Origin of the sequence: Thalassotalea sp. PLHSN55, from assembly GCF_052030545.1 — a bacterium.
Classification (GTDB): Bacteria; Pseudomonadota; Gammaproteobacteria; order Enterobacterales; family Alteromonadaceae; genus CANMXU01.
On record NZ_JBPDIH010000004.1, the window covers coordinates 143,473 to 162,342 of the forward strand.

General features: G+C 40.1%; 15 protein-coding genes, 1 other RNA gene and 1 CRISPR repeat array. Of the genes, 8 read left to right on the plus strand and 8 right to left on the minus strand.

Going from position 1 to position 18,870, the window contains the following annotated elements; genetic code table 11:
* The first annotated feature begins 72 nt into the window (after positions 1-72).
* A complete protein-coding gene (locus tag ACRRSQ_RS09240) occupies positions 73-420 on the plus strand; it encodes an outer membrane protein assembly factor BamE (protein WP_440875448.1) in 348 nt (115 codons plus the stop codon).
* Between the two features lie 79 nt (positions 421-499).
* On the opposite strand, the gene ACRRSQ_RS09245 is transcribed toward ACRRSQ_RS09240, so the two are convergent.
* Both ACRRSQ_RS09245 and ACRRSQ_RS09250 read right to left on the minus strand, forming a co-directional pair.
* On the minus strand, positions 500-877 hold the full coding sequence (locus tag ACRRSQ_RS09245; protein ID WP_440875449.1) for an RnfH family protein: 378 nt from the start codon (positions 875-877) through the stop codon (positions 500-502).
* Positions 870-1,310: a type II toxin-antitoxin system RatA family toxin gene (locus ACRRSQ_RS09250; RefSeq protein ID WP_440875450.1), complete on the minus strand. Its 441-nt coding sequence runs from the start codon at positions 1,308-1,310 to the stop codon at positions 870-872. The genes ACRRSQ_RS09245 and ACRRSQ_RS09250 overlap by 8 nt, the downstream gene beginning before the upstream one ends.
* 133 nt (positions 1,311-1,443) lie before the next feature.
* Between ACRRSQ_RS09250 and smpB the strand changes: the two genes are divergently transcribed.
* From smpB to ACRRSQ_RS09285, 7 genes are all read left to right on the plus strand, one after another.
* A complete protein-coding gene (smpB, locus tag ACRRSQ_RS09255) occupies positions 1,444-1,935 on the plus strand; it encodes an SsrA-binding protein SmpB (protein WP_440875451.1) in 492 nt (163 codons plus the stop codon).
* 83 nt (positions 1,936-2,018) lie between these two features.
* Positions 2,019-2,369, plus strand: a transfer-messenger RNA (tmRNA) gene (ssrA, locus tag ACRRSQ_RS09260).
* A gap of 189 nt (positions 2,370-2,558) precedes the next feature.
* Complete coding sequence (locus ACRRSQ_RS09265; protein WP_440875452.1) at positions 2,559-3,806, plus strand: integrase domain-containing protein; 1,248 nt, start codon at positions 2,559-2,561, stop codon at positions 3,804-3,806.
* A gap of 68 nt (positions 3,807-3,874) precedes the next feature.
* Positions 3,875-4,651, plus strand: coding sequence for a hypothetical protein (locus tag ACRRSQ_RS09270; protein ID WP_440875453.1), 777 nt, complete (start codon positions 3,875-3,877; stop codon positions 4,649-4,651).
* A 91-nt stretch (positions 4,652-4,742) separates the two neighbouring features.
* Positions 4,743-4,997, plus strand: a complete 255-nt coding sequence (locus ACRRSQ_RS09275; protein ID WP_440875454.1) for a helix-turn-helix transcriptional regulator — start codon at positions 4,743-4,745, stop codon at positions 4,995-4,997.
* An 11-nt stretch (positions 4,998-5,008) separates the two neighbouring features.
* On the plus strand, positions 5,009-6,163 hold the full coding sequence (locus tag ACRRSQ_RS09280; protein WP_440875455.1) for a replication initiation factor domain-containing protein: 1,155 nt from the start codon (positions 5,009-5,011) through the stop codon (positions 6,161-6,163).
* Complete coding sequence (locus ACRRSQ_RS09285) at positions 6,160-7,359, plus strand: tyrosine-type recombinase/integrase (protein WP_440875456.1); 1,200 nt, start codon at positions 6,160-6,162, stop codon at positions 7,357-7,359. The genes ACRRSQ_RS09280 and ACRRSQ_RS09285 overlap by 4 nt, the downstream gene beginning before the upstream one ends.
* 338 nt (positions 7,360-7,697) lie before the next feature.
* Positions 7,698-10,186: direct repeats of the CRISPR family, unit length 28 nt; unit sequence TTTCTAAGCTGCCTGTGCGGCAGTGAAC.
* A 149-nt stretch (positions 10,187-10,335) separates the two neighbouring features.
* On the opposite strand, the gene cas6f is transcribed toward ACRRSQ_RS09285, so the two are convergent.
* From cas6f to cas1f, 6 genes are read right to left on the minus strand one after another with little or no spacing between them, the layout of a single operon-like run.
* Positions 10,336-10,986: a type I-F CRISPR-associated endoribonuclease Cas6/Csy4 gene (gene cas6f / locus ACRRSQ_RS09290; RefSeq protein WP_440875457.1), complete on the minus strand. Its 651-nt coding sequence runs from the start codon at positions 10,984-10,986 to the stop codon at positions 10,336-10,338.
* Between the two features lie 9 nt (positions 10,987-10,995).
* Positions 10,996-11,991 (minus strand): type I-F CRISPR-associated protein Csy3, encoded by a 996-nt coding sequence (csy3, locus tag ACRRSQ_RS09295; RefSeq protein WP_440875458.1) that lies wholly within the window; start codon positions 11,989-11,991, stop codon positions 10,996-10,998.
* 17 nt (positions 11,992-12,008) lie between these two features.
* The gene (gene csy2 / locus ACRRSQ_RS09300; RefSeq protein WP_440875459.1) at positions 12,009-13,019 is read right to left on the minus strand and encodes a type I-F CRISPR-associated protein Csy2; all 1,011 of its coding nucleotides are present in this window, start codon (positions 13,017-13,019) and stop codon (positions 12,009-12,011) included.
* A 1-nt stretch (position 13,020) separates the two neighbouring features.
* Entirely contained in the window at positions 13,021-14,373 is a 1,353-nt protein-coding gene (csy1, locus tag ACRRSQ_RS09305) for a type I-F CRISPR-associated protein Csy1 (RefSeq protein WP_440875460.1), read from the minus strand.
* Positions 14,364-17,774: a type I-F CRISPR-associated helicase Cas3f gene (gene cas3f / locus ACRRSQ_RS09310; RefSeq protein ID WP_440875461.1), complete on the minus strand. Its 3,411-nt coding sequence runs from the start codon at positions 17,772-17,774 to the stop codon at positions 14,364-14,366. Before cas3f ends, csy1 begins: the two co-directional genes overlap by 10 nt.
* Entirely contained in the window at positions 17,771-18,748 is a 978-nt protein-coding gene (cas1f, locus tag ACRRSQ_RS09315; protein WP_440875462.1) for a type I-F CRISPR-associated endonuclease Cas1f, read from the minus strand. Before cas1f ends, cas3f begins: the two co-directional genes overlap by 4 nt.
* Positions 18,749-18,870: the final 122 nt, after the last annotated feature.

Genomic DNA, 18,870 nt, shown 5'->3' on the forward strand with positions numbered 1-18,870 from the left:
AAAAATAATTTTGTATCTCAGCTTTAGCTTAGTTATTATCCCCGTTCACACTTTTTTGGTACAGATATTTACATGTTGTTTAGAACACTTATTGTTATTCTTGTTATTTCTCTTGCGTCTTGCTCAAGCTGGGTATTTCGTCGCGATATACCTCAAGGCAACTACCTTGAACAAAAAGATATCGACAAACTTCAAATTGCGATGACTAAAGAGCAAGTTAAATTTGTATTAGGTAGTCCTGTTGTTGTCGACTCATTTCATGATGATACTTGGCATTATGTGTATAAATTTAAATCTGGCCGAGACGAAAGCTATAACAAGCGTAAGCAATTTATTATTAAATTTGAAGATAATAAGCTAGTGAGCGCAGAAGGTGATTTCACCTTGCCTGAGAGCTTCTACGAGCCAATGATTAACTAATTAATCGTTATCGTTATTACAGATACAAAAAAACGGCGATGTGCCGTTTTTTTTATGTCTGCATCTTTTTAAGAGTAAACTAACCGCCTCTTAACGGGTTAACACGCCCACCAGTCACTTTATCGGCGCGCCCTTCTTCTTTTGCTTTTTCGGCTCGGCGTTTACGTACTTCTTTTGGATCGGCTATTAATGGACGATATATTTCTATTCTATCAAGATCGTTGACCAAGTCAGACAGTTTTGCCACGCGATTCCATATCCCCACTTTATTAACCGTTAGGTCTATTTCAGGAAAAACTTCGATAATATTCGATTGCGTTATCGCCTGTTCAATGGTGCATGGCGACTCAACAGAAAAGGTTAAGATTTTTTGCTTATGCGGTAAGCCGTAAACCACTTCCAACTGAAGTTGCTCAGCGGGCGCTTGTGCAACCGATGTTGCGTCGACATCAGACATGACTTGAATAAACCTCTTTTGCGCGTTGCGTGAACGCTTGCACCATATTATTAGCCATATGATTAAACACACGGCCGAAAGCAAAATCGTACATCTTATTAGAAAACTCGTACTCTAGGGCTAAACTAATTTTACATGCTTCGTCAGACAAAGAAGTTAATGTCCAACCACCCGTTAATTTATTAAACGGCCCGTCAATTAAATTCATATTCACTTGTTTGTTAGGTACTAAAGTGTTTTTAGTCGTGAACCATTTTTTTAAGCCGCCTTTCGATACTAACAAAGCTGCTGTTACTTCATTTTCATCAGCAGAGATAACCTTACTGTCGCTGCAATCAGGTACAAAACTTGGATACGATGAAACATCATTAATAAGCTGGTACATTTCTTCAGCACTATGCATCACCAAAGCACTTCGAGATATTGTTGGCATTTAACCCCCTGTAAATTACTCGCTTATGATAACAAAACCGAATAAAAAGCGCATTATTGTCACAAAAGATAAATTTTCATTTCAAAGCAGATATTTCTCCGTATAATGACGCCGTTAACCATGGTAAAGATAAATGGCAAAGAAAAAATCAAAGAACAAATCTAACAGCAATACAATTGCGTTAAATAAAAAAGCACGACATAACTACAACTTAACCGATAAGTTCGAAGGCGGTATGAGTTTGCAAGGCTGGGAAATTAAAAGTATCCGCAGTGGTAAAGTCAATATTTCCGATTGTTATGTACATATTAAAGACCGAGAAGCCTATCTTTTAGGGGCTGAAATCATGCCGTTAAATGCTGCTTCTAGTCATGTTGTGTGTGAACCTAACCGAGATCGCAAGTTACTGTTAAATCGTCGTGAGCTGGATCAATTAATCGGTGCGGTAGATCGCGATGGCTTTTCGCTTATTGCGACAGCAATGTATTGGAAACAAAACTGGGTAAAATTAGAATTTTACTTAGGTAAAGGTAAAAAAGATCACGACAAGCGCGCTGATATAAAAGACCGAGAATGGCAGGTTGATAAAGGCCGCTTAATGAAAAATAAAAATTTGGATAGATAACTGGTTAAAAAATACCACGTTGTTTAATCAAGCAAGGCAAGGTACAATGCGCTTTGTAGGCTATGCAAATAGCCAAAAACTTTGGGGCTGATTCAGGATTCGACAAGATTCACGAAACCCAAGGTGCATGCCCAGGGGCGGTTGGCCTGGTAAAAAGCCGCAAAACTATAATTGCAAACGACGAAACGTTCGCACTAGCAGCTTAATGCTAGCCATCCTCTCATAGTCTCGCCTATTGGCTAGAGAAGTGATGGTCACCCCAAGTAGGATAGCGAGGGAAGCTTGTTTGAGGCTGAACCGCGAAATAGTATCAAACTCACCATGACGAAGCCTGTCGATTGGCGTCTAATTGGCTAAACAAATAATCGACTAAGCATGTAGTACCGAGGATGTAGGTTTTTTGGACGCGGGTTCAACTCCCGCCAGCTCCACCACCTTAAGAATTAAAGACGCTTTTTAGCGTCTTTTTTTTCATCAAAAACAAGAACTTACGACACAACAGAGCCTGTTAACGTCCATTAAGGATTTAAAACATCCGTTTTTTTTAGTAACATCTATAGTAACACTGAAGCTAATTATCAAAATTAGTGTTACTAAAAACAGTTATCTTAAAAAGGTTTGCAATGGCCAGAATAACAACCCCTCTGACAAATACAGAAGTAAAACAAGCAAAATCTAAAAGTAAAGAATATAACCTAGCTGATGGTGATGGCCTGATGCTTAGAGTGAAACCTAACGGTAGTAAGCTGTGGCTTTTCAATTATTCACGTCCATACACAAAGAAGCGTGCCAATCTTAGTTTTGGTAAATACCCAGATCTTTCTTTAGCTAAGGCAAGGGAGCTACGTAAAGAAGCTAAAGAACTGCTCGCACAAAACATAGATCCAAAAGAAGATAAAGAACAAAAAACTTTGCAAAATAAAGAGGAGCTTGAAAATACGCTATTTAACCTTGCTTCAAAATGGTTTGCTATCAAAAGAACTGAAGTAAGTGCTGATTATGCCAATGATATCTGGCGATCACTCACACTGCATATTTTCCCTCAATTGGGGAAGAAACCAATAAGTGCTATTACTGCTCCGTCGGTTATCAAGGTATTAAGCCCTATTGAAGCCAAAGGCTCACTTGAAACCGTAAAACGCTTATCACAACGCTTAAATGAAATTATGATTTACTCTGTAAATACAGGGGTTATACATGCAAACCCACTTACAGGCATCAAAGCCGCTTTTGCAAGCCCCAAAAAACAAAACATGCCAACGCTTAAACCTGAAGAGCTTCCAGAACTGATGAAGTCATTAAGCATTGCTAGCATTAAGTTAGTCACACGCTACTTAATAGAATGGCAACTTCATACTATGGTAAGACCTAGTGAAGCAGCAGGTGCTAAATGGGACGAAATAGACTTTACACAAAACCTTTGGAATATACCTGCTGAACGTATGAAAAAGAAATCTCCTCACGCAGTACCGTTATCAGACCAAGCACTCTCATTATTAAGCGCAATAAAGCCTATTAGTGGACACCGCGACTATATTTTTCCTTCTGATAGAGATCCCAAAAGACATGCCAACGTTTCAACAGCCAATATGGCAATTAAAAGAATGGGTTACAAAGGAAAACTCGTTTCACACGGCTTACGTGCTTTAGCCAGTACCACACTCAATGAGCAAGGCTTTGACCCTGACGTAATTGAATCAGCACTTGCTCATGTTGATAAAAATGAAGTCAGACGCGCATACAACCGCGCTGAATATTTAGAACGTAGACGCGCCCTCATGAATTGGTGGTCAGCGCATATCGAAAACTGTGCTCAAGGAAGTTTCAGTTTGTCTAGCTCAACAAAAGGCTTACGCTTAGTAAACGGTTAGACAAAAGCATTTAACTTACTTTTAAGAGGGAACTTATATTATTTTTTACTTATTTTATAAGGTTATTCATGAACACAAAAAACACCTCTCCTTCCCTATCTACGCGCCAGCTAGATATTCTTTCACTCTCTAAATTTGTCACGCCCATACATAGCACCTTGCAAAAGGTGCCTAGCTCCATCTCTCTTCAAGAGCTTTCAGATGCATGTGATAAAGATACTTTCATCGAAAAAACTACACAAAATTTATCAACGCTAGGTAAAACACAAACGCAGTCAGACTTGTATGAAACACTGATAAAAGCTGATCAAGTTTTGTTATCTCCGACACCGCATATCATTCTAGATACAGAGCACATCAATAAAATTGTTATTGCACTTAAAACAGGTGGCTTGTTTGCAATGGCTAAGTCTGTAGAGCTTTTATTGGACAAGACAAAAGCGGTTCAAAGTATTAGTCGAGTTATCCGGTCTAAAAAAGCACAAGCCGCTCGAAAAGCAAAAGGTACAAACACTACAATCGATGAAGCTGCAGCGCTAGAGGAGTACAAACATAAATTAAAAGTATGGGCCAATGAAAAATATGCGCAAGATTGTGAGTATCAGCGTAGCCGAAACGAGCCACCGCGTCCAAAGCGCTCAGGAAGTAATGCCGCAAACCATTGGTTACTAGAGATGGCTTTAGCAGATTTAGCGCTAGATAGCTTTGAACCATCGATGCTTGATGAATCTATTACCGACTCATTAACTGAAGAAGGTAATCTTTATGGTTCACCTGAACAGCCTGACAACCTTTTAGGCTTTAAATTAACATCGAGCTTTTTCTATCAATGCATAAAAAATTAAAATAAATACTTCCAAGCGGATCACTGACGCGTAGAGTGATCCGCCTCACTTTTTATTCTAGCTTTCCATTAAGAACCAAAGAGAGCTAACAATGCCCCTTAACATCCGTTTTAAACTTTGCCGCCAACCAGAATTACTTGAACTATTCGGTTTTAAAAAATCCACTTTATACACACGTATAGCCAAAGGATTAATGGTACCTCCTGTTTCTCTTGGTGAACGAAGTGTTGCTTGGCCTGAGCATGAACTACAGCACATTTTACGTGCGATATGTGCAAATAAAAGCCCTGATGAAATTAAAGCCTTAGTTGCAAAGCTTATCGCTCAACGCAATGAACTAGCGTAAAGGTGGTAGTTATGAAAAACGTATCAATGAATCAACCTTTTACACCTACCAAGATAATAACAGGATCATTTTCACAGACACTGAGTGCTTTTAATATCAATAAAGATAAGAACTTAGGTGACCAGTTAATTGGGTACTTATTACAGACACACTGTCTGGAAATAACGAACACTGAAATGATATCTTCAATCGACTTTTTAAAGGTCGTATTACCAGTGAATAGCATAGAAGAATTATCCGAACTCAAAGAGCTCATAAGTTTCTGGCTACGTCAGGTTGGTATTGGTCGTTCAAACCAACTACCTGCGTTGCGCTATCATAAAAAAGGCGTGAAATTATTCCCGCTAGATGAAAGCCATAGTTGTTGTGGCTCATTCAAGTGGGATGACAACAAACTACAACTGGAATTAACGGGCTCAGGCTGTCATTACATTAAAACATCAGATCTCAAGTTCTTACCGTTATATGCTTTATTAGCGCAATATGGAGGTAAAATCACGGAAGTGGATATTGCCACGGATGATTTAACGGGCAAATATAACCTTAGATACACTAAAAAAGCCTACTCAGCCGGTGATTACAATCCTAAGCGAGGCATGAAGCCTGTACGGAACCCAGAGAAAGAATACCAAGGCTCCCTTTATTTAGGTCGTAGTGATTCTGCAAAGTCAATGTGCGTTTATGAAAAATGGCGTGAGTTGAAGCTACCTAAAAAGCACCCTCTATATGGTAAGTGGACACGCCATGAGCTGAAGTTACGTAGACGCAACAGCCACATACTGACTTTAGATATACTGACGAACCCTGATGGTTACTTTGTTGGTGCGTACCCAAAGATGCATAAACGACTGATTAACAATGTTGAGCCACGCAGCACTGTTCGGGAAAAGTCCACTGAGTTAACACAAACATTAAGCAAAGCGGTTGCCTACGCCAAACATCAATATGGCTCAACGATTAATGTATTTAGTCGCTTAGTCGCTAATGATAAAAAAGTATTAAGCGCACTAAAAAGGCAAAACACGCCAAAGAGTTTTGAATTACCCAGTTACCTTGATATGGCGACATTGAAGAAAAACTTCATCGATGAGAACCATGATAATTTTAGTGAGCATTTACTAGCACTTGTTGATGCAAATGCTCCTTCAAAGTCGAGGGTAGCATGATGACAACATGTGTCGTTAACATCACCAATACCATGATTGAAAATCAAAAAGAAAACGTGACCGTCACGCAGCTAAGAGATGCAAGAACATCACTTCACTTTCGGTACAGTAAGGTCAATCGAAATAAGGGCGTTTTTTATGTCAGAGTGTATAAAAATAACCAAGACAAAATGATTAAAATTGGTAAGTACCCTGAAATTAGTGTGCAACAAGCACAGCGCGCCATACCGCATATTCACTTAAAGGATGAACACTTTAAACAAAATGAAATCACCACCGTGGAGCAGCTTTGCCAGTGGTATATCGAGCGTGTCAAAAACAACAAACAGATTAGTGATAAAACCATTAAACAAACGGTTTCGATGGTTAATAAACATATTGCGCCTTATTTTAAAGACGTAAAGGTTGAAGATATCAATGATGGGTTGATTGATAAACAATGGTTCACGCCAATACAAAGCTCATTGTCATTATCTACAATTGCTTTAGTTATCGTCACGATGAATGCCATGTTTGCATGGGCGATACGCTTACAGCTAATTAATAAAAGTGCCGTAAGCAAAATATCACTGGCAAACTTCACTAATCAAAGGCCAACAGTAAAAGTCGGTCGATTAACTCAATTAAAGCTTAAGCAAAGTTTAAAAGGCCTTTACAAGCAACCGATAGCGCACCAAGTATTATTCGTACTACTGCTTTTACATGGAACACGTATCGGTGAAACGACCAAGGCACGATGGATAGACTTTGACTTTAAAAAAAATCTTTGGCGAATTCCCAGTAAAGATACTAAAACGAAAAAGCCACACACCCTCCCCCTTTCGCCATTAGCAGTGAAATGGTTAAAGGCTTATAAAAAGTATCAATACAAAAACAAGCGATCACAATGGCTGTTTCCACAACTTGGTAATAACCGAAAAGCGCAAAGTAGCAATGTTAGCTCTCGTATTATCAGCAATATAGCTAAAGGAGAATGGTCAGCACATGACATTAGAAAGTACGCCCGCAGTTGTTGGCTTGAGAATGGCGTAGATTATGTAATTGGTGAGTTATTACTAAATCACAGCTTGAGTAAGCTCGACCAAAGCTATATTCAAACCACAGCGATGAACTTATGTAGCGAAGCATTAATACAGTGGAGTGCTAGTTTACAAGAGCTAGGGTTAACACCGCCTAACTTCACTTACAAACCCTAGCGACAAGCACATAAGCAAGTTACCGGTATATAAGCGGAATACGACAAACACTTGCGCAGCTGCAAGCCATACACATAGAGGCTTCTGGTCACCTTACGTCATCCTCGAACTAAAAGTGTGTGTATTTCTAGGTAAATAACAGCTTTATTACTTAAAACGTATCAACCAAACAAGGACGTTTCACAGGCCGTTGCGCATCCATAGAGAATATTTTAAATATAATAATTAATCACTACCCCTTTATAAATAAGGGTTTAACACTTTGCGCACTAAAAAGTGTTGCGCACTTTGACTTTAGTACAATAACAAAACGCAGAGCTTTATTTAATGAACATCAATTTCTAAGCTGCCTGTGCGGCAGTGAACTGACACTGATAGAGATGAACAAGCAAACGCTATTTCTAAGCTGCCTGTGCGGCAGTGAACTAAAACATAAAGTAATAACTAACAAACAAGATTTTCTAAGCTGCCTGTGCGGCAGTGAACATTTAGGTGCTATTTGTAGCGACCATCCAATATTTCTAAGCTGCCTGTGCGGCAGTGAACTATTTAGCTCGAATATTTGCGTAGTTGGCGCATTTCTAAGCTGCCTGTGCGGCAGTGAACAACTTAACCTCATGCTCAACGCTGCCCTCTTCTTTCTAAGCTGCCTGTGCGGCAGTGAACGACCCCCGACCCCATAACAATACTGTCACTATTTTCTAAGCTGCCTGTGCGGCAGTGAACTACCTTGCGTACCGAAGATCCACGGGTTGGCTTTTCTAAGCTGCCTGTGCGGCAGTGAACACACGGTTACTAGTTATTAGCTCTAAGCCAACTTTCTAAGCTGCCTGTGCGGCAGTGAACAAAGCAGAGTGATCGCGTTTAATGCGCACCAATTTCTAAGCTGCCTGTGCGGCAGTGAACAGTTAGTACCAGTAAACCAACGTTTAACCGTTTTTCTAAGCTGCCTGTGCGGCAGTGAACATTCTTCAGTCATTAATATTAACCTCGATAAATTTCTAAGCTGCCTGTGCGGCAGTGAACTGTTAACCTGAGTACTGCCCAATGCTTTAGCTTTTCTAAGCTGCCTGTGCGGCAGTGAACTAAGCTTGCGCCCCATGAAAAATCATTACTAATTTCTAAGCTGCCTGTGCGGCAGTGAACTTAAAGATAAATAATGAAATAACGCCCGTAATTTTCTAAGCTGCCTGTGCGGCAGTGAACAATTTTAGAATGTAAGCTCATTTCTTAATCATTTTCTAAGCTGCCTGTGCGGCAGTGAACTAGAGCGAGAAGTTGCTAAGACTTATGCTGATTTTCTAAGCTGCCTGTGCGGCAGTGAACGGACGCAGCAAGCTGCGCACGCCTAATTTAAGTTTCTAAGCTGCCTGTGCGGCAGTGAACTAAAAATTACTGTAGCTAACATTGTACTTAGTTTTCTAAGCTGCCTGTGCGGCAGTGAACGCTTTGCCTCCCAATCGAAGGAGTAAGCGAAATTTCTAAGCTGCCTGTGCGGCAGTGAACATTCAGGCAAAGCTACCATCATGTCTGTTTGCTTTCTAAGCTGCCTGTGCGGCAGTGAACTAACTATTCAGGCGTTAACACCATTTTGCTGTTTTCTAAGCTGCCTGTGCGGCAGTGAACCTTTCTTTATCAGCACATGGGTTTTCGAGATCTTTCTAAGCTGCCTGTGCGGCAGTGAACTCGCAAACGTTAATGCGTTCGTGTATTCGATCTTTCTAAGCTGCCTGTGCGGCAGTGAACTCGCGCGTTAACGTGTGAATAGTTGGCTAACTTTTCTAAGCTGCCTGTGCGGCAGTGAACTATCGCTCATGCAGTAAAGCCATTTATTTTGATTTCTAAGCTGCCTGTGCGGCAGTGAACTATGGAGCTAGTCACCAAATACCGCAACGTATTTTCTAAGCTGCCTGTGCGGCAGTGAACCGATGCGACCGTATTACACGAGCTTACACACTTTTCTAAGCTGCCTGTGCGGCAGTGAACTACTGTTCAATGGTATAAATTTTGATTCAGCGTTTCTAAGCTGCCTGTGCGGCAGTGAACAAAATAAGTAATCAGCGCAGGGGTGATTATTTATTTCTAAGCTGCCTGTGCGGCAGTGAACGTGTAAATGCAACAATTAAAGCTACTGGTGAATTTCTAAGCTGCCTGTGCGGCAGTGAACCCGGAATTCGAACCCAAAACCGCGTTTAAATCTTTCTAAGCTGCCTGTGCGGCAGTGAACTTTTTTTAAATTTCCTATAGCATTTTCCTATATTTCTAAGCTGCCTGTGCGGCAGTGAACTGTTGTGACTGTGCACAAAGTTCTCAGTTTTTTTTCTAAGCTGCCTGTGCGGCAGTGAACCTATATCGCCCTTAGTAAAGGTTCCGTATGTATTTCTAAGCTGCCTGTGCGGCAGTGAACACCAAGCTAGGGCATTATTTGAGCTTGAATTATTTCTAAGCTGCCTGTGCGGCAGTGAACCATCACGTTAATTCTGCCAATAGTGGCTAACTTTTCTAAGCTGCCTGTGCGGCAGTGAACATATTTTAGTGCTGCTTTTACTATCTCGCGTGTTTCTAAGCTGCCTGTGCGGCAGTGAACTATCCGCTGCGCTTGGTGTAAGTGTTCCGCTTTTTCTAAGCTGCCTGTGCGGCAGTGAACTTTTTTGAATTTCCTGTGGCAATTTTCCTGTGTTTCTAAGCTGCCTGTGCGGCAGTGAACGTATATCCGCTGCCCGATCATCTCTTCCGTTCTTTCTAAGCTGCCTGTGCGGCAGTGAACTTTTCCAGCCCTGCTATATCAGCACCCCAAGATTTCTAAGCTGCCTGTGCGGCAGTGAACAATGGATTATGAACAAAAAAACAAGTTACAACAAACTGTTTAGTTAAAAAATTGAATTTACCCAAACAAAATACATACAGTTGTAACCTGTTGTTTCTGAAATTAAATTTTTAAAGAGCAAAATTAAAGGGTATACGTTGTTATTTCACTTAAAACCAAGGAACTGATACTTGTTCATTCTTATTTCGTCTACTTAGACCATGGCAAGTAAACAATTTAGGATTGTTACTTTGTTTTGACGTTTTGTGACATTCAATAAATAATAAAAACTTCTTTCGCTCTGCTTGGCATATGTTTTTATCTGTAGATAAACTTCTTAAACATATATAAGGTAGTTTTGATTGTTGCTCTAAATTGTTTATAGAAGTTAATAAACGCTTTTTCACTTCAGATATATCATAACCGTTTTTTTCAGCTATTGCAGAGGCTCTCGCATTCACACTCATTCGAAGCTTTTCGGGAGATTTAAAATTATTACGCTTAAAGTAAGCATATTCTTTCACATCGCTCGGCACACTTTTTATCGCCTTAATATGGACATAATCGTTAAGCCTCGCCAACCACTGGTTAACATCTAAATCATCAAGTTGCTGTTTCGTTTCAGACAGTAACCTTAACTTTTGACCTAAAGGAAAACTCTTGTTGCCGTATTCAGGAAATGATAAACCTATCGCTGAGTCTTTTTCGTTCACCTTGTTTTCTACAAGCCCAAGGTGAATTTGCTGATATACTTTGTGCCACAAAAAGCCTAGATTTGTTTCGGCGTCCGGCAATAAGGTGATGTCTACATAATAATTCATGGCTATTCCTTATTCACCAAATACGCCACCACGGATCAGCATTGCCATTATATAATGTTGCTGCTCCAGTGAGGGTTCTTTACCTTTTAGCATCCAACCATCAAGTAACTTATAAAAATCCATATTCGCTTTTGGCTGACGATACGCTGCCCCCCTATTTGTGACTGAGCCGTAAGGTTCTACTGCAATTGGACCAATTTCTTCAAACTCAGTGTGCCATGTATCAATGGTTCGTAGAGCATTTCCGATTTTCTGAGAGTGCATTGCCGCTTGCCCATCTAACTGGTATAAAAACTTACTCTTATCACCTTTTCCGCCCCCCATAACTAATTCTTGTGATGGGTAAACCGCCTGCCCTTGTCCTAATTGGCTATAGGCTTCGATTTTAATAAAGGCATGCTGTTCAGTAAGTCCCATTTGGATGATTTGCGCTAACTTATTTACTTGTTCATCTTCCTCAAAGTTACGTAAGTTAAATTGATAGCTATCAAAAATAAATTGCTTTTGATTTTCTTTACTACCTGCAGTAACTACAACTTTGATAGTTTCAGCTCCTACTCTGTTACGCCATAAAAATCGACCGTTGGCAATATTATGTGCATAACGTTTTGAGAGTTCTTTAAAACCTGTGCCTATCTGATATTGTTTTATTTTTTCAGCCAGAGCGCTTTGATAAATAGGGTCATTACATGTTGATGGCACATGTAAATCACTTAAAACACGCATAGTAAATACTAATTTTAAGGTATCAGCAGTATGCGGCAATGCTGCAACATCTACCGTCTGTAGGTTCGCTTTTGATACTTCGGCATCAAGCTTCGTGGGGTCATTAGCTGTTGCAGCTTTTAGCCGGTTTGAAATAGTGCCTCTTACCGCTTTTTCACCAACCACAATGGGTTGCCAACTGTTCTCTGCTAGATTGCCTGCGAACATTAAGGCATCTGATGGGATGAGCTTTGCTTCAAATGCTAATACGGATGGGGTTTTAAGTTTTATTTCTGCCATGATTACATCTCCATTAATTATAAAAAGTCAGGGTCAAATACTGCATCACTTACAAGCGAATCGGTATCTGGCACTAAAATATCGGTCGTACTTTCTTGAGTTTTGGCAATATACCAAGGGTATTGATAGCTATAACGCCAAACACCTACATTTATATCCTTTAGCCTATGTACACTTTGCCATTCGCCAACGCTGTAAGCAGTTTCAGCAAACGCTACAGGCATAGTTTTATCTCTTACATTTGTGACTTCACCTGGCACGTATAGTTCTGAAATAGCGTAATAACCTGCTGCAATAGGCACTAAGTAACCCGAATTGGGTTTAGGCAAGTAATCCCATGTAGCTTTCATTTTTACGCTTTCTTCGCCCTTCAGATTTAAATCTACCGGCTCCAAACGTGGGGAATCAATAGGGTTTGCTTGGTATTTTAATTTTGCGAAGTCGCACCAAGCATCAAATACGCTTGCTTCCTTTTGGTGTTTTTTTAACACCTCAAAATGTTGCTCTAGGTAGTTACTTCTATCGAGTAATACGAAACCAGGCATTAGGCGACGTAAGGCTTGTTGTTGTGATTTATCGTCACTTAACACCTCACAATTTTCAAAGTCGGTAACTTGTCCCCCCGCTATGCGCATTGTTGGGATCAATTTAAGTAAATGATTCACTAACGCTTGTTCTGTGGTCTGATCGCCCGCAACCAGCCCCTCAACTTCAATTAATAAAGAAATCTGCATGTTCATGCGCCCCTCTTCATTAATTGGTGCCGTTTTTCCCTGCTGTGTGAGCGGATTACGCGTTAACGCAAACACATAATCACCCCAACCTTTTGGTTGGCGCACATGGACATTATTTTTATGGCTAATTACCGCTACACCGCCTAGGCTCACCCCTAGTTGCTCAGGCAACTTTCGCGATATTGCGTGGGTAAAGCCTAAAAAATTAGTGATAGCAGGGAAGCCGTAAGTTAACCCAGCTATCGCATTAGCATTTTGTATGTTGAGTTTTTTAACTAAAATATATTGGCGCATATTACTTTTCTCCAAGCGTTGGAGTGTTACGCTCAAACGCTTTCAGTTCATGTAGACATAATTTTTTAAAGTATTTATGTTCTGCATCACCCAATAAATAACTTGCTTTATTTTCAAGCTTGCGCAACAACCAAAGTGAAAAGTCATTAGCGATAACCTCTAACCAGTCGCCTTTATCACGCTCTAATTGAAATTTTTCATTAGGGTTATACACATCTAGCCACAGTGCATGTTGGTGCTTCATTTGGCATTCACTGTCATTTGACCAACCAGCATCCTTAGTTAAACTTTGGATCTGCACCGCATAATTAAATAAGCTATCAAGTAAATGTTGTACAAAGCCATAGTCGCGTTTATAGCGGGTTTTAAAATTGTTATCTTGCGCCGATAGCCCTGTTAGAAAGGCCTTAAACTCACGAATTAATTCATAAGTTTTATAACCAAATTCACGATTAAAAATCGTCGCACTCATTAAAGGTGGTTTACTTTGGGCCCGATAGGTCGGAGGGGCGCAATTGAGTAAAAAGCTTTGGCCATAACGCTCACTGTTTAGCTGAGAAATATTCTGAGGCTTTGAGCCACCAAAGTTTTGCACTGCGGTAGCAGGGAAGCTTTCAGCTAACTCTTTATGATAAAGTCCTTTTTTACGTGCATCACGAATATCTTTAGCCTCTCCAAAGCGTGTTTGGGTAACTTGCTTATGTAATGCATGGGCCAGTGAGGATGAGAAAAGAGGGCATAATAAGTGATATTGGGTCTCTTTCGCGACGTTTGCGTCGACTGGGTAATAAAGTTGCTTAGTCAGAGTATGGCCTGAAAGCTTTTCATCTCCCAATGCTTTTTCAAAGCCTACTTGCCACTCTTTTAGCAGTTCAGTGTCACCAGTAAAGGTATTTAAAGCATCTACATGCTGGTTTTGTAATTGCTCGACCAAGCTATCATCGTTAACTGTGATTTTTAAAAGCTTTGCCACATCTAAAGCTGCAGCATTTCCGACAGCATCAATCTCTTTGTAAGCCAAGCTAGCTGTAATAACATACCCAGTACACTCTTGGCGCTTATCTGTCACTAACATACTGCTAGCTTTGGCATCACTATGAGTAAACTTCGCTGCATGAGTTGCTAAACTTATTTGTTTTGCTCGCTTTGCCGCATCAGTTAACCAAGCAGTTGGTTTGAATGCCGCTTCAATCGGTGCTGCCGCTTCTAGATACTGTGATTTAGCAAGACTAATTTCATTAAGATCATCGCTCTTTTTAAGCACTTTATCTCGGGCTTTTTGCAACGGCTCTAGCTTAGTCTGCTTACGTTGCTCAATATATTCAGCAATCGCATCGCTTAAGGTCAATTCCATTGTTTTTCCTTTTTCTTTAATTTTTCATAGACACCTAATTGCTCGTGCCATGACCATGTGATCAATTGCTCTTCTTTTTCTGCTCTAACATTTATTTCACCCAGTTGTTCACTTGCTTTTTGTGGGCAACAATGAAGTGCATTAGCAAAATACTCGTAAGTTTCTTCTGCCGTAATAGCAAACCACCAGTAACACCCATCGACTAAGGTAACCTCATCGCTAGTAAAGCGACTCTCTTTTGGAACATAACGATAAGGTTTATGGGTCGTATCTAATTGCCACCAAGTGAGATCATCGTTTTCGTCCATCCTTAAGGTGAATGGTTCTTGCATTTGTGATTTTCTAAATTCAGTTTGACGGATAAATTCAGCGTTCCAACTTGCATGCCCGCCCGTTGCATTGTTCCACCAAATTTCCGCTTCTTTGTAGTTACGATAATATTTTTCGATATAGTTATCACCGCCAGTTATCTCTAAATGGAAACGCATTGCACGGTGTTCTTGCACCATAAAATTGTCTACTGGATTAGCTGGGCCATATATTGCTTGTGCTTCAAAGTGTTTAGATTCGAAGTTAGGTTCCTTTACGCGAGAAATAGCTGATATATGCACTAACTCATTACTTATAAGCGAATTGAGGTCGTGTGTTGATAATGGTAATGCTTGACTTTCAAAGCCGGGCTTATAATAAGCTGGAGTTTCATTTTTTAACGCGCGTAGGTTTTTGTTTAACACCAACACATTGCTTGTTTCAGGCACTTGTTGCCGATGGCGTTGTACTCTACCCGCTAACTGAATAAGTGAGCGCATTGAACTTGGTTCGGCTATAGCCCAGTCATAATCATGGTCACGACCAACTTCAACCACAGAAGTACCAAGCACTACAAAAATATGATTGTTAGCGGTACTATTTTCTAATGCATGTTGGATTTCTTTTTGTTGCCAGAGTTGCTGCTCATCATGGCGGTTGAGCGCTTTATCTAATCTACTTTCTTTGAATGAACGCAATGCCAATGGGAATTGTGAATGATAGATACAAAAATGAATATGATGATCTTGCTGCGGCTTCATATTAACCAAGTACTTAGCCACTTTAACCATAGGATTAATATTGGCCATACGTACTACACCTAATGAAACTTTTTTGCCTGAAGGGTGAATTAAATGATGGGCTAAATGTAATTGATGCATGTGTTCTGCAATGGTTTGCGCAAAAATTAAATACTCACAAGGAGCTGAACTAGGATCTGTACTTGTAGGTGCAATAGATTCCACATTTATAATCTCACCTTTACGCAATACACGTTGCTTACTGGTTAGTTTTTCAACTCGCTTTGTAACGAACTTTTTATGTAGTTCTATATAATCCCTTTTATTAGCAACCTCTTTTGTTTGACTGGTAAATTCGTCAAACCATGCACAATAAATAGGGGCTTCAGTAATGCCTGCAAACTGCGCTTGGTTAAAATGTTGCCGCCCTGATTGGTATGCATCAAACAACGTTTTTATTAATGACGGAGGTAAGGTAGCTGAGGATAGTAGAACTCGCGAGCCTAGCATTCCTGCCCAGTTAACAAGACGACATAGTGCAGGTAGATCTTCAAGACCAAAATCATCAGGTTCATCTAAAACTAAATCTGACGTTAATAATCGTAACATTGGGGCTATTTGTTTACCGCCACGTTTGCTTTCAGTGGCTGGCATGAGATGGTCAATAGTACTGACTAACACTGGCGCGCTAATGAGTTGCTCTAACTTGGGGCTAGCACTTAGCCAGTGTTTTAGGCGACCATCATAAATTTGCCCTTCGTAGCTAACAAATAGTTGCTCAAATAAGTCGTCTTCCGATTCACTCCCACTGCGAATTTGTTCCGACTGTTTATTTAATTGATGCAATGTCTTAACAGCCTGTGAGCCAATAAGCACAGCCAGTTCATCATCACCAAGCTTTAATAATTCACGGTATGAATCACCCGTTTGCAATGTAAGGGTTCGAAGACCTAAAGCGACAGAAAATCTACATCCTTCTTTTTCGTCCGCTAAACCGTACATAATTCGTGCATTGGCGATTGTTTTACCACAGCCCGTCGATGCCATGTTGACTCCAAAGAACCCTTGCCTTTCAGTTGCTTTGGCAATCGATTTAGCATGAGAGAATGCTTTATCTTGCCATCTATATTTATCGTGCTCTGCCCGTTTACTAAATAACTTATGCTGCGCAATTGACGGCAAAGTATATTTAAGTGCTGGCAAATTTTGTGCAAAACGCTGCGCATTTACAGCAACACCAATGTTATGTTCATCTAATTGCTGCTTTGGTTTATGACTAACTTGCATGGCACTTTGTCTATCTGTATTGGCAATAGCGTAATAATGTTCATCTCGCCAAGCGGCTTTTGATCTTTCAAGAGGTAAAGAAGAGTAATAATGATCGGCTAACATTAACGAGAGCCTTGCCATATGACTAACAAACCGTTGCTCAATCCAATTAGGCTCACGCATAAATAATATAGGTGTGTTTAGAGCACGCTGAGCTAATCTGCTCGCTTTACGTTGCCAAGTTTGACTTAAAAATGGTGTCCCTTGTTTAAAAAGCCAGTTTTTCTTAATGACTTTTGAACTATACATAGAAAGGTCTAGGGCATTAGGGGAATTCCAATGGCAGTCAAAGCAGTTAGATAGCCATTTATTGATATCCTTTATTTGCACTGGTTTATCATTTGCCATAGGTAAACGGTGATGCGATACAATTAACCAAGCCACTAGCTTTGCAAATGATGATAACCCCTCAAATACTCGTTGGTTGCCGCTTCCATCGATAAACAATTGACTTAAAACCTGTACTTCGACTTCCTTACCTTGCCCACTTTCGTTTACGTTTGCGAGTTGCGTTAGCCATTTATGGTCAGCCTTGCATTTAGTAAAAGCCTCAAATAAGCGCAGTGATACCCATTCGTGTCGATAAGGCTCTCCTTTCGATTCTGTTAAGCCTATTAACTTTTGTTGGAACAAATCGTTGGCTTTACCAAAATCATGAAAGAGTCCAGCAATACTTGAAGCTAACACTATGACTTCGTTTAAATGCCAACCTTGTTCCCAACCTTTATAACTTAAGTTAAGCGAGGTTCTATTTACAGGTACCCCCCCCTGCGCATTAAATTTTAATTTATTCCCCACTATCCATAATAATTGGCTACGAGAGCGACTTCTTATCCAATGGCAACTCACTGCAGTACTTTTACTGGCTGTTTTACGAAGCATTTTTTTGACTGTTTGTAGGCCATCTTCAGTAATTAGTGTTTGCCAGGTGTTATCACCAATACGATTGGCAAAGGCATCAAGTACTCTTCGAGTTTTAGCAAGCGCCTTTTTTTCACATTGAGAAACAAAGGTCACCATCATAGGCTTTGCGCCTCAATTTTCTCTGATTCGTATTCATTCAGGGCTATTTTCTTTACAGTATCAAACATAAAATCGAGTGCTTTATGGTCAGTGAAAGCTTGTAGTATTTGCTGCCGAAACTCTTGCTCTGTGGCATTTTCTTTCCCGCAAATAAACGACCAAGGTAAAACTATTGCATCTTTAATAAGGTCAGCCACATCGAATACCAACGCACCTCTTCGAGTTTTACCGTGCATAACAGCAAAACCATGCGGTATCCCCAATACCCATAAACAACTTGCTGCTAAGCCATACGCTAGATAATTACCATGGTTAAGAAAGTCGTTCGCTTGATCTTGTGATTGGTGTTGTCGTTTGAAATTTGTGTACTGGGTATTATTGGCTGCGTATTTGTAAAGCACTTTAGTGAGTTGTGCTTCTGTTAGTAACAGATCTGATTGTTTAGTCGCTGATTCGGTGCGAGTGTAGAATTGTTCAAGGGCTGTTTGTATTTGCTGACTGTCGAAATCAAACCCTTCACCTTTTAAGTCACGGTCTCTTTTCCACACTTTTTGTAAGTAGTGGATACGTGCTTGCTGGAAAGCTTTAGCGGCATGTAATCGCTTATTGTCATCGAACCAAAACTGCATCCAACCTTGCAAATACTCAGTTGGTCGATATTCACTTTGTGGTGTTAGCCATTCAACTTCACAAGCCATGTAAAGCGGTGTACCACCTCCACCACAAAAGCCTACTAAGACTCCAGCCTGCGCCAACATTCTCATAGCTGATTGTGTAACTGAAGTTCCGTTTCCTAGCAACAAAACCGTTGAATTTGCTATAGGGATGTTGAAATATAAATTTTCGTTTTTTGCTTCTGTCAGATATAAAACACGACCATCTTTTTGCATCACCCGGCAATATTCTAAGTAATACATATTGGCACGCTTTGAATGCAAAACAGTCTTTAAATCAGAGGGGGATAGATCCTTCATCACCAACTCAATAATGCTCCTAAATTGAATAACTAACATGCATTAAAAAAAAGTTACAGTCAAACAAATTGTACAAAAAAGCAATATAAATATTTCTATATTTATTCAGTAAGCTTTTAAAA

Bases quoted from the DNA above. Each gene is read 5' to 3' on its own strand.
- csy2 (WP_440875459.1), bottom strand. From the start codon at position 13,019: ATGCGCCAATATATTTTAGTTAAAAAACTCAACATACAAAATGCTAAT.
- ACRRSQ_RS09285 (WP_440875456.1), top strand. From the start codon at position 6,160: ATGATGACAACATGTGTCGTTAACATCACCAATACCATGATTGAAAAT.
- csy3 (WP_440875458.1), bottom strand. From the start codon at position 11,991: ATGGCAGAAATAAAACTTAAAACCCCATCCGTATTAGCATTTGAAGCA.
- ACRRSQ_RS09270 (WP_440875453.1), top strand. From the start codon at position 3,875: ATGAACACAAAAAACACCTCTCCTTCCCTATCTACGCGCCAGCTAGAT.
- ACRRSQ_RS09240 (WP_440875448.1), top strand. From the start codon at position 73: ATGTTGTTTAGAACACTTATTGTTATTCTTGTTATTTCTCTTGCGTCT.
- smpB (WP_440875451.1), top strand. From the start codon at position 1,444: ATGGCAAAGAAAAAATCAAAGAACAAATCTAACAGCAATACAATTGCG.
- ACRRSQ_RS09265 (WP_440875452.1), top strand. From the start codon at position 2,559: ATGGCCAGAATAACAACCCCTCTGACAAATACAGAAGTAAAACAAGCA.
- cas3f (WP_440875461.1), bottom strand. From the start codon at position 17,774: ATGATGGTGACCTTTGTTTCTCAATGTGAAAAAAAGGCGCTTGCTAAA.
- cas6f (WP_440875457.1), bottom strand. From the start codon at position 10,986: ATGAATTATTATGTAGACATCACCTTATTGCCGGACGCCGAAACAAAT.
- cas1f (WP_440875462.1), bottom strand. From the start codon at position 18,748: ATGAAGGATCTATCCCCCTCTGATTTAAAGACTGTTTTGCATTCAAAG.
- csy1 (WP_440875460.1), bottom strand. From the start codon at position 14,373: ATGGAATTGACCTTAAGCGATGCGATTGCTGAATATATTGAGCAACGT.
- ACRRSQ_RS09245 (WP_440875449.1), bottom strand. From the start codon at position 877: ATGTCTGATGTCGACGCAACATCGGTTGCACAAGCGCCCGCTGAGCAA.
- ACRRSQ_RS09280 (WP_440875455.1), top strand. From the start codon at position 5,009: ATGAAAAACGTATCAATGAATCAACCTTTTACACCTACCAAGATAATA.
- ACRRSQ_RS09275 (WP_440875454.1), top strand. From the start codon at position 4,743: ATGCCCCTTAACATCCGTTTTAAACTTTGCCGCCAACCAGAATTACTT.
- ACRRSQ_RS09250 (WP_440875450.1), bottom strand. From the start codon at position 1,310: ATGCCAACAATATCTCGAAGTGCTTTGGTGATGCATAGTGCTGAAGAA.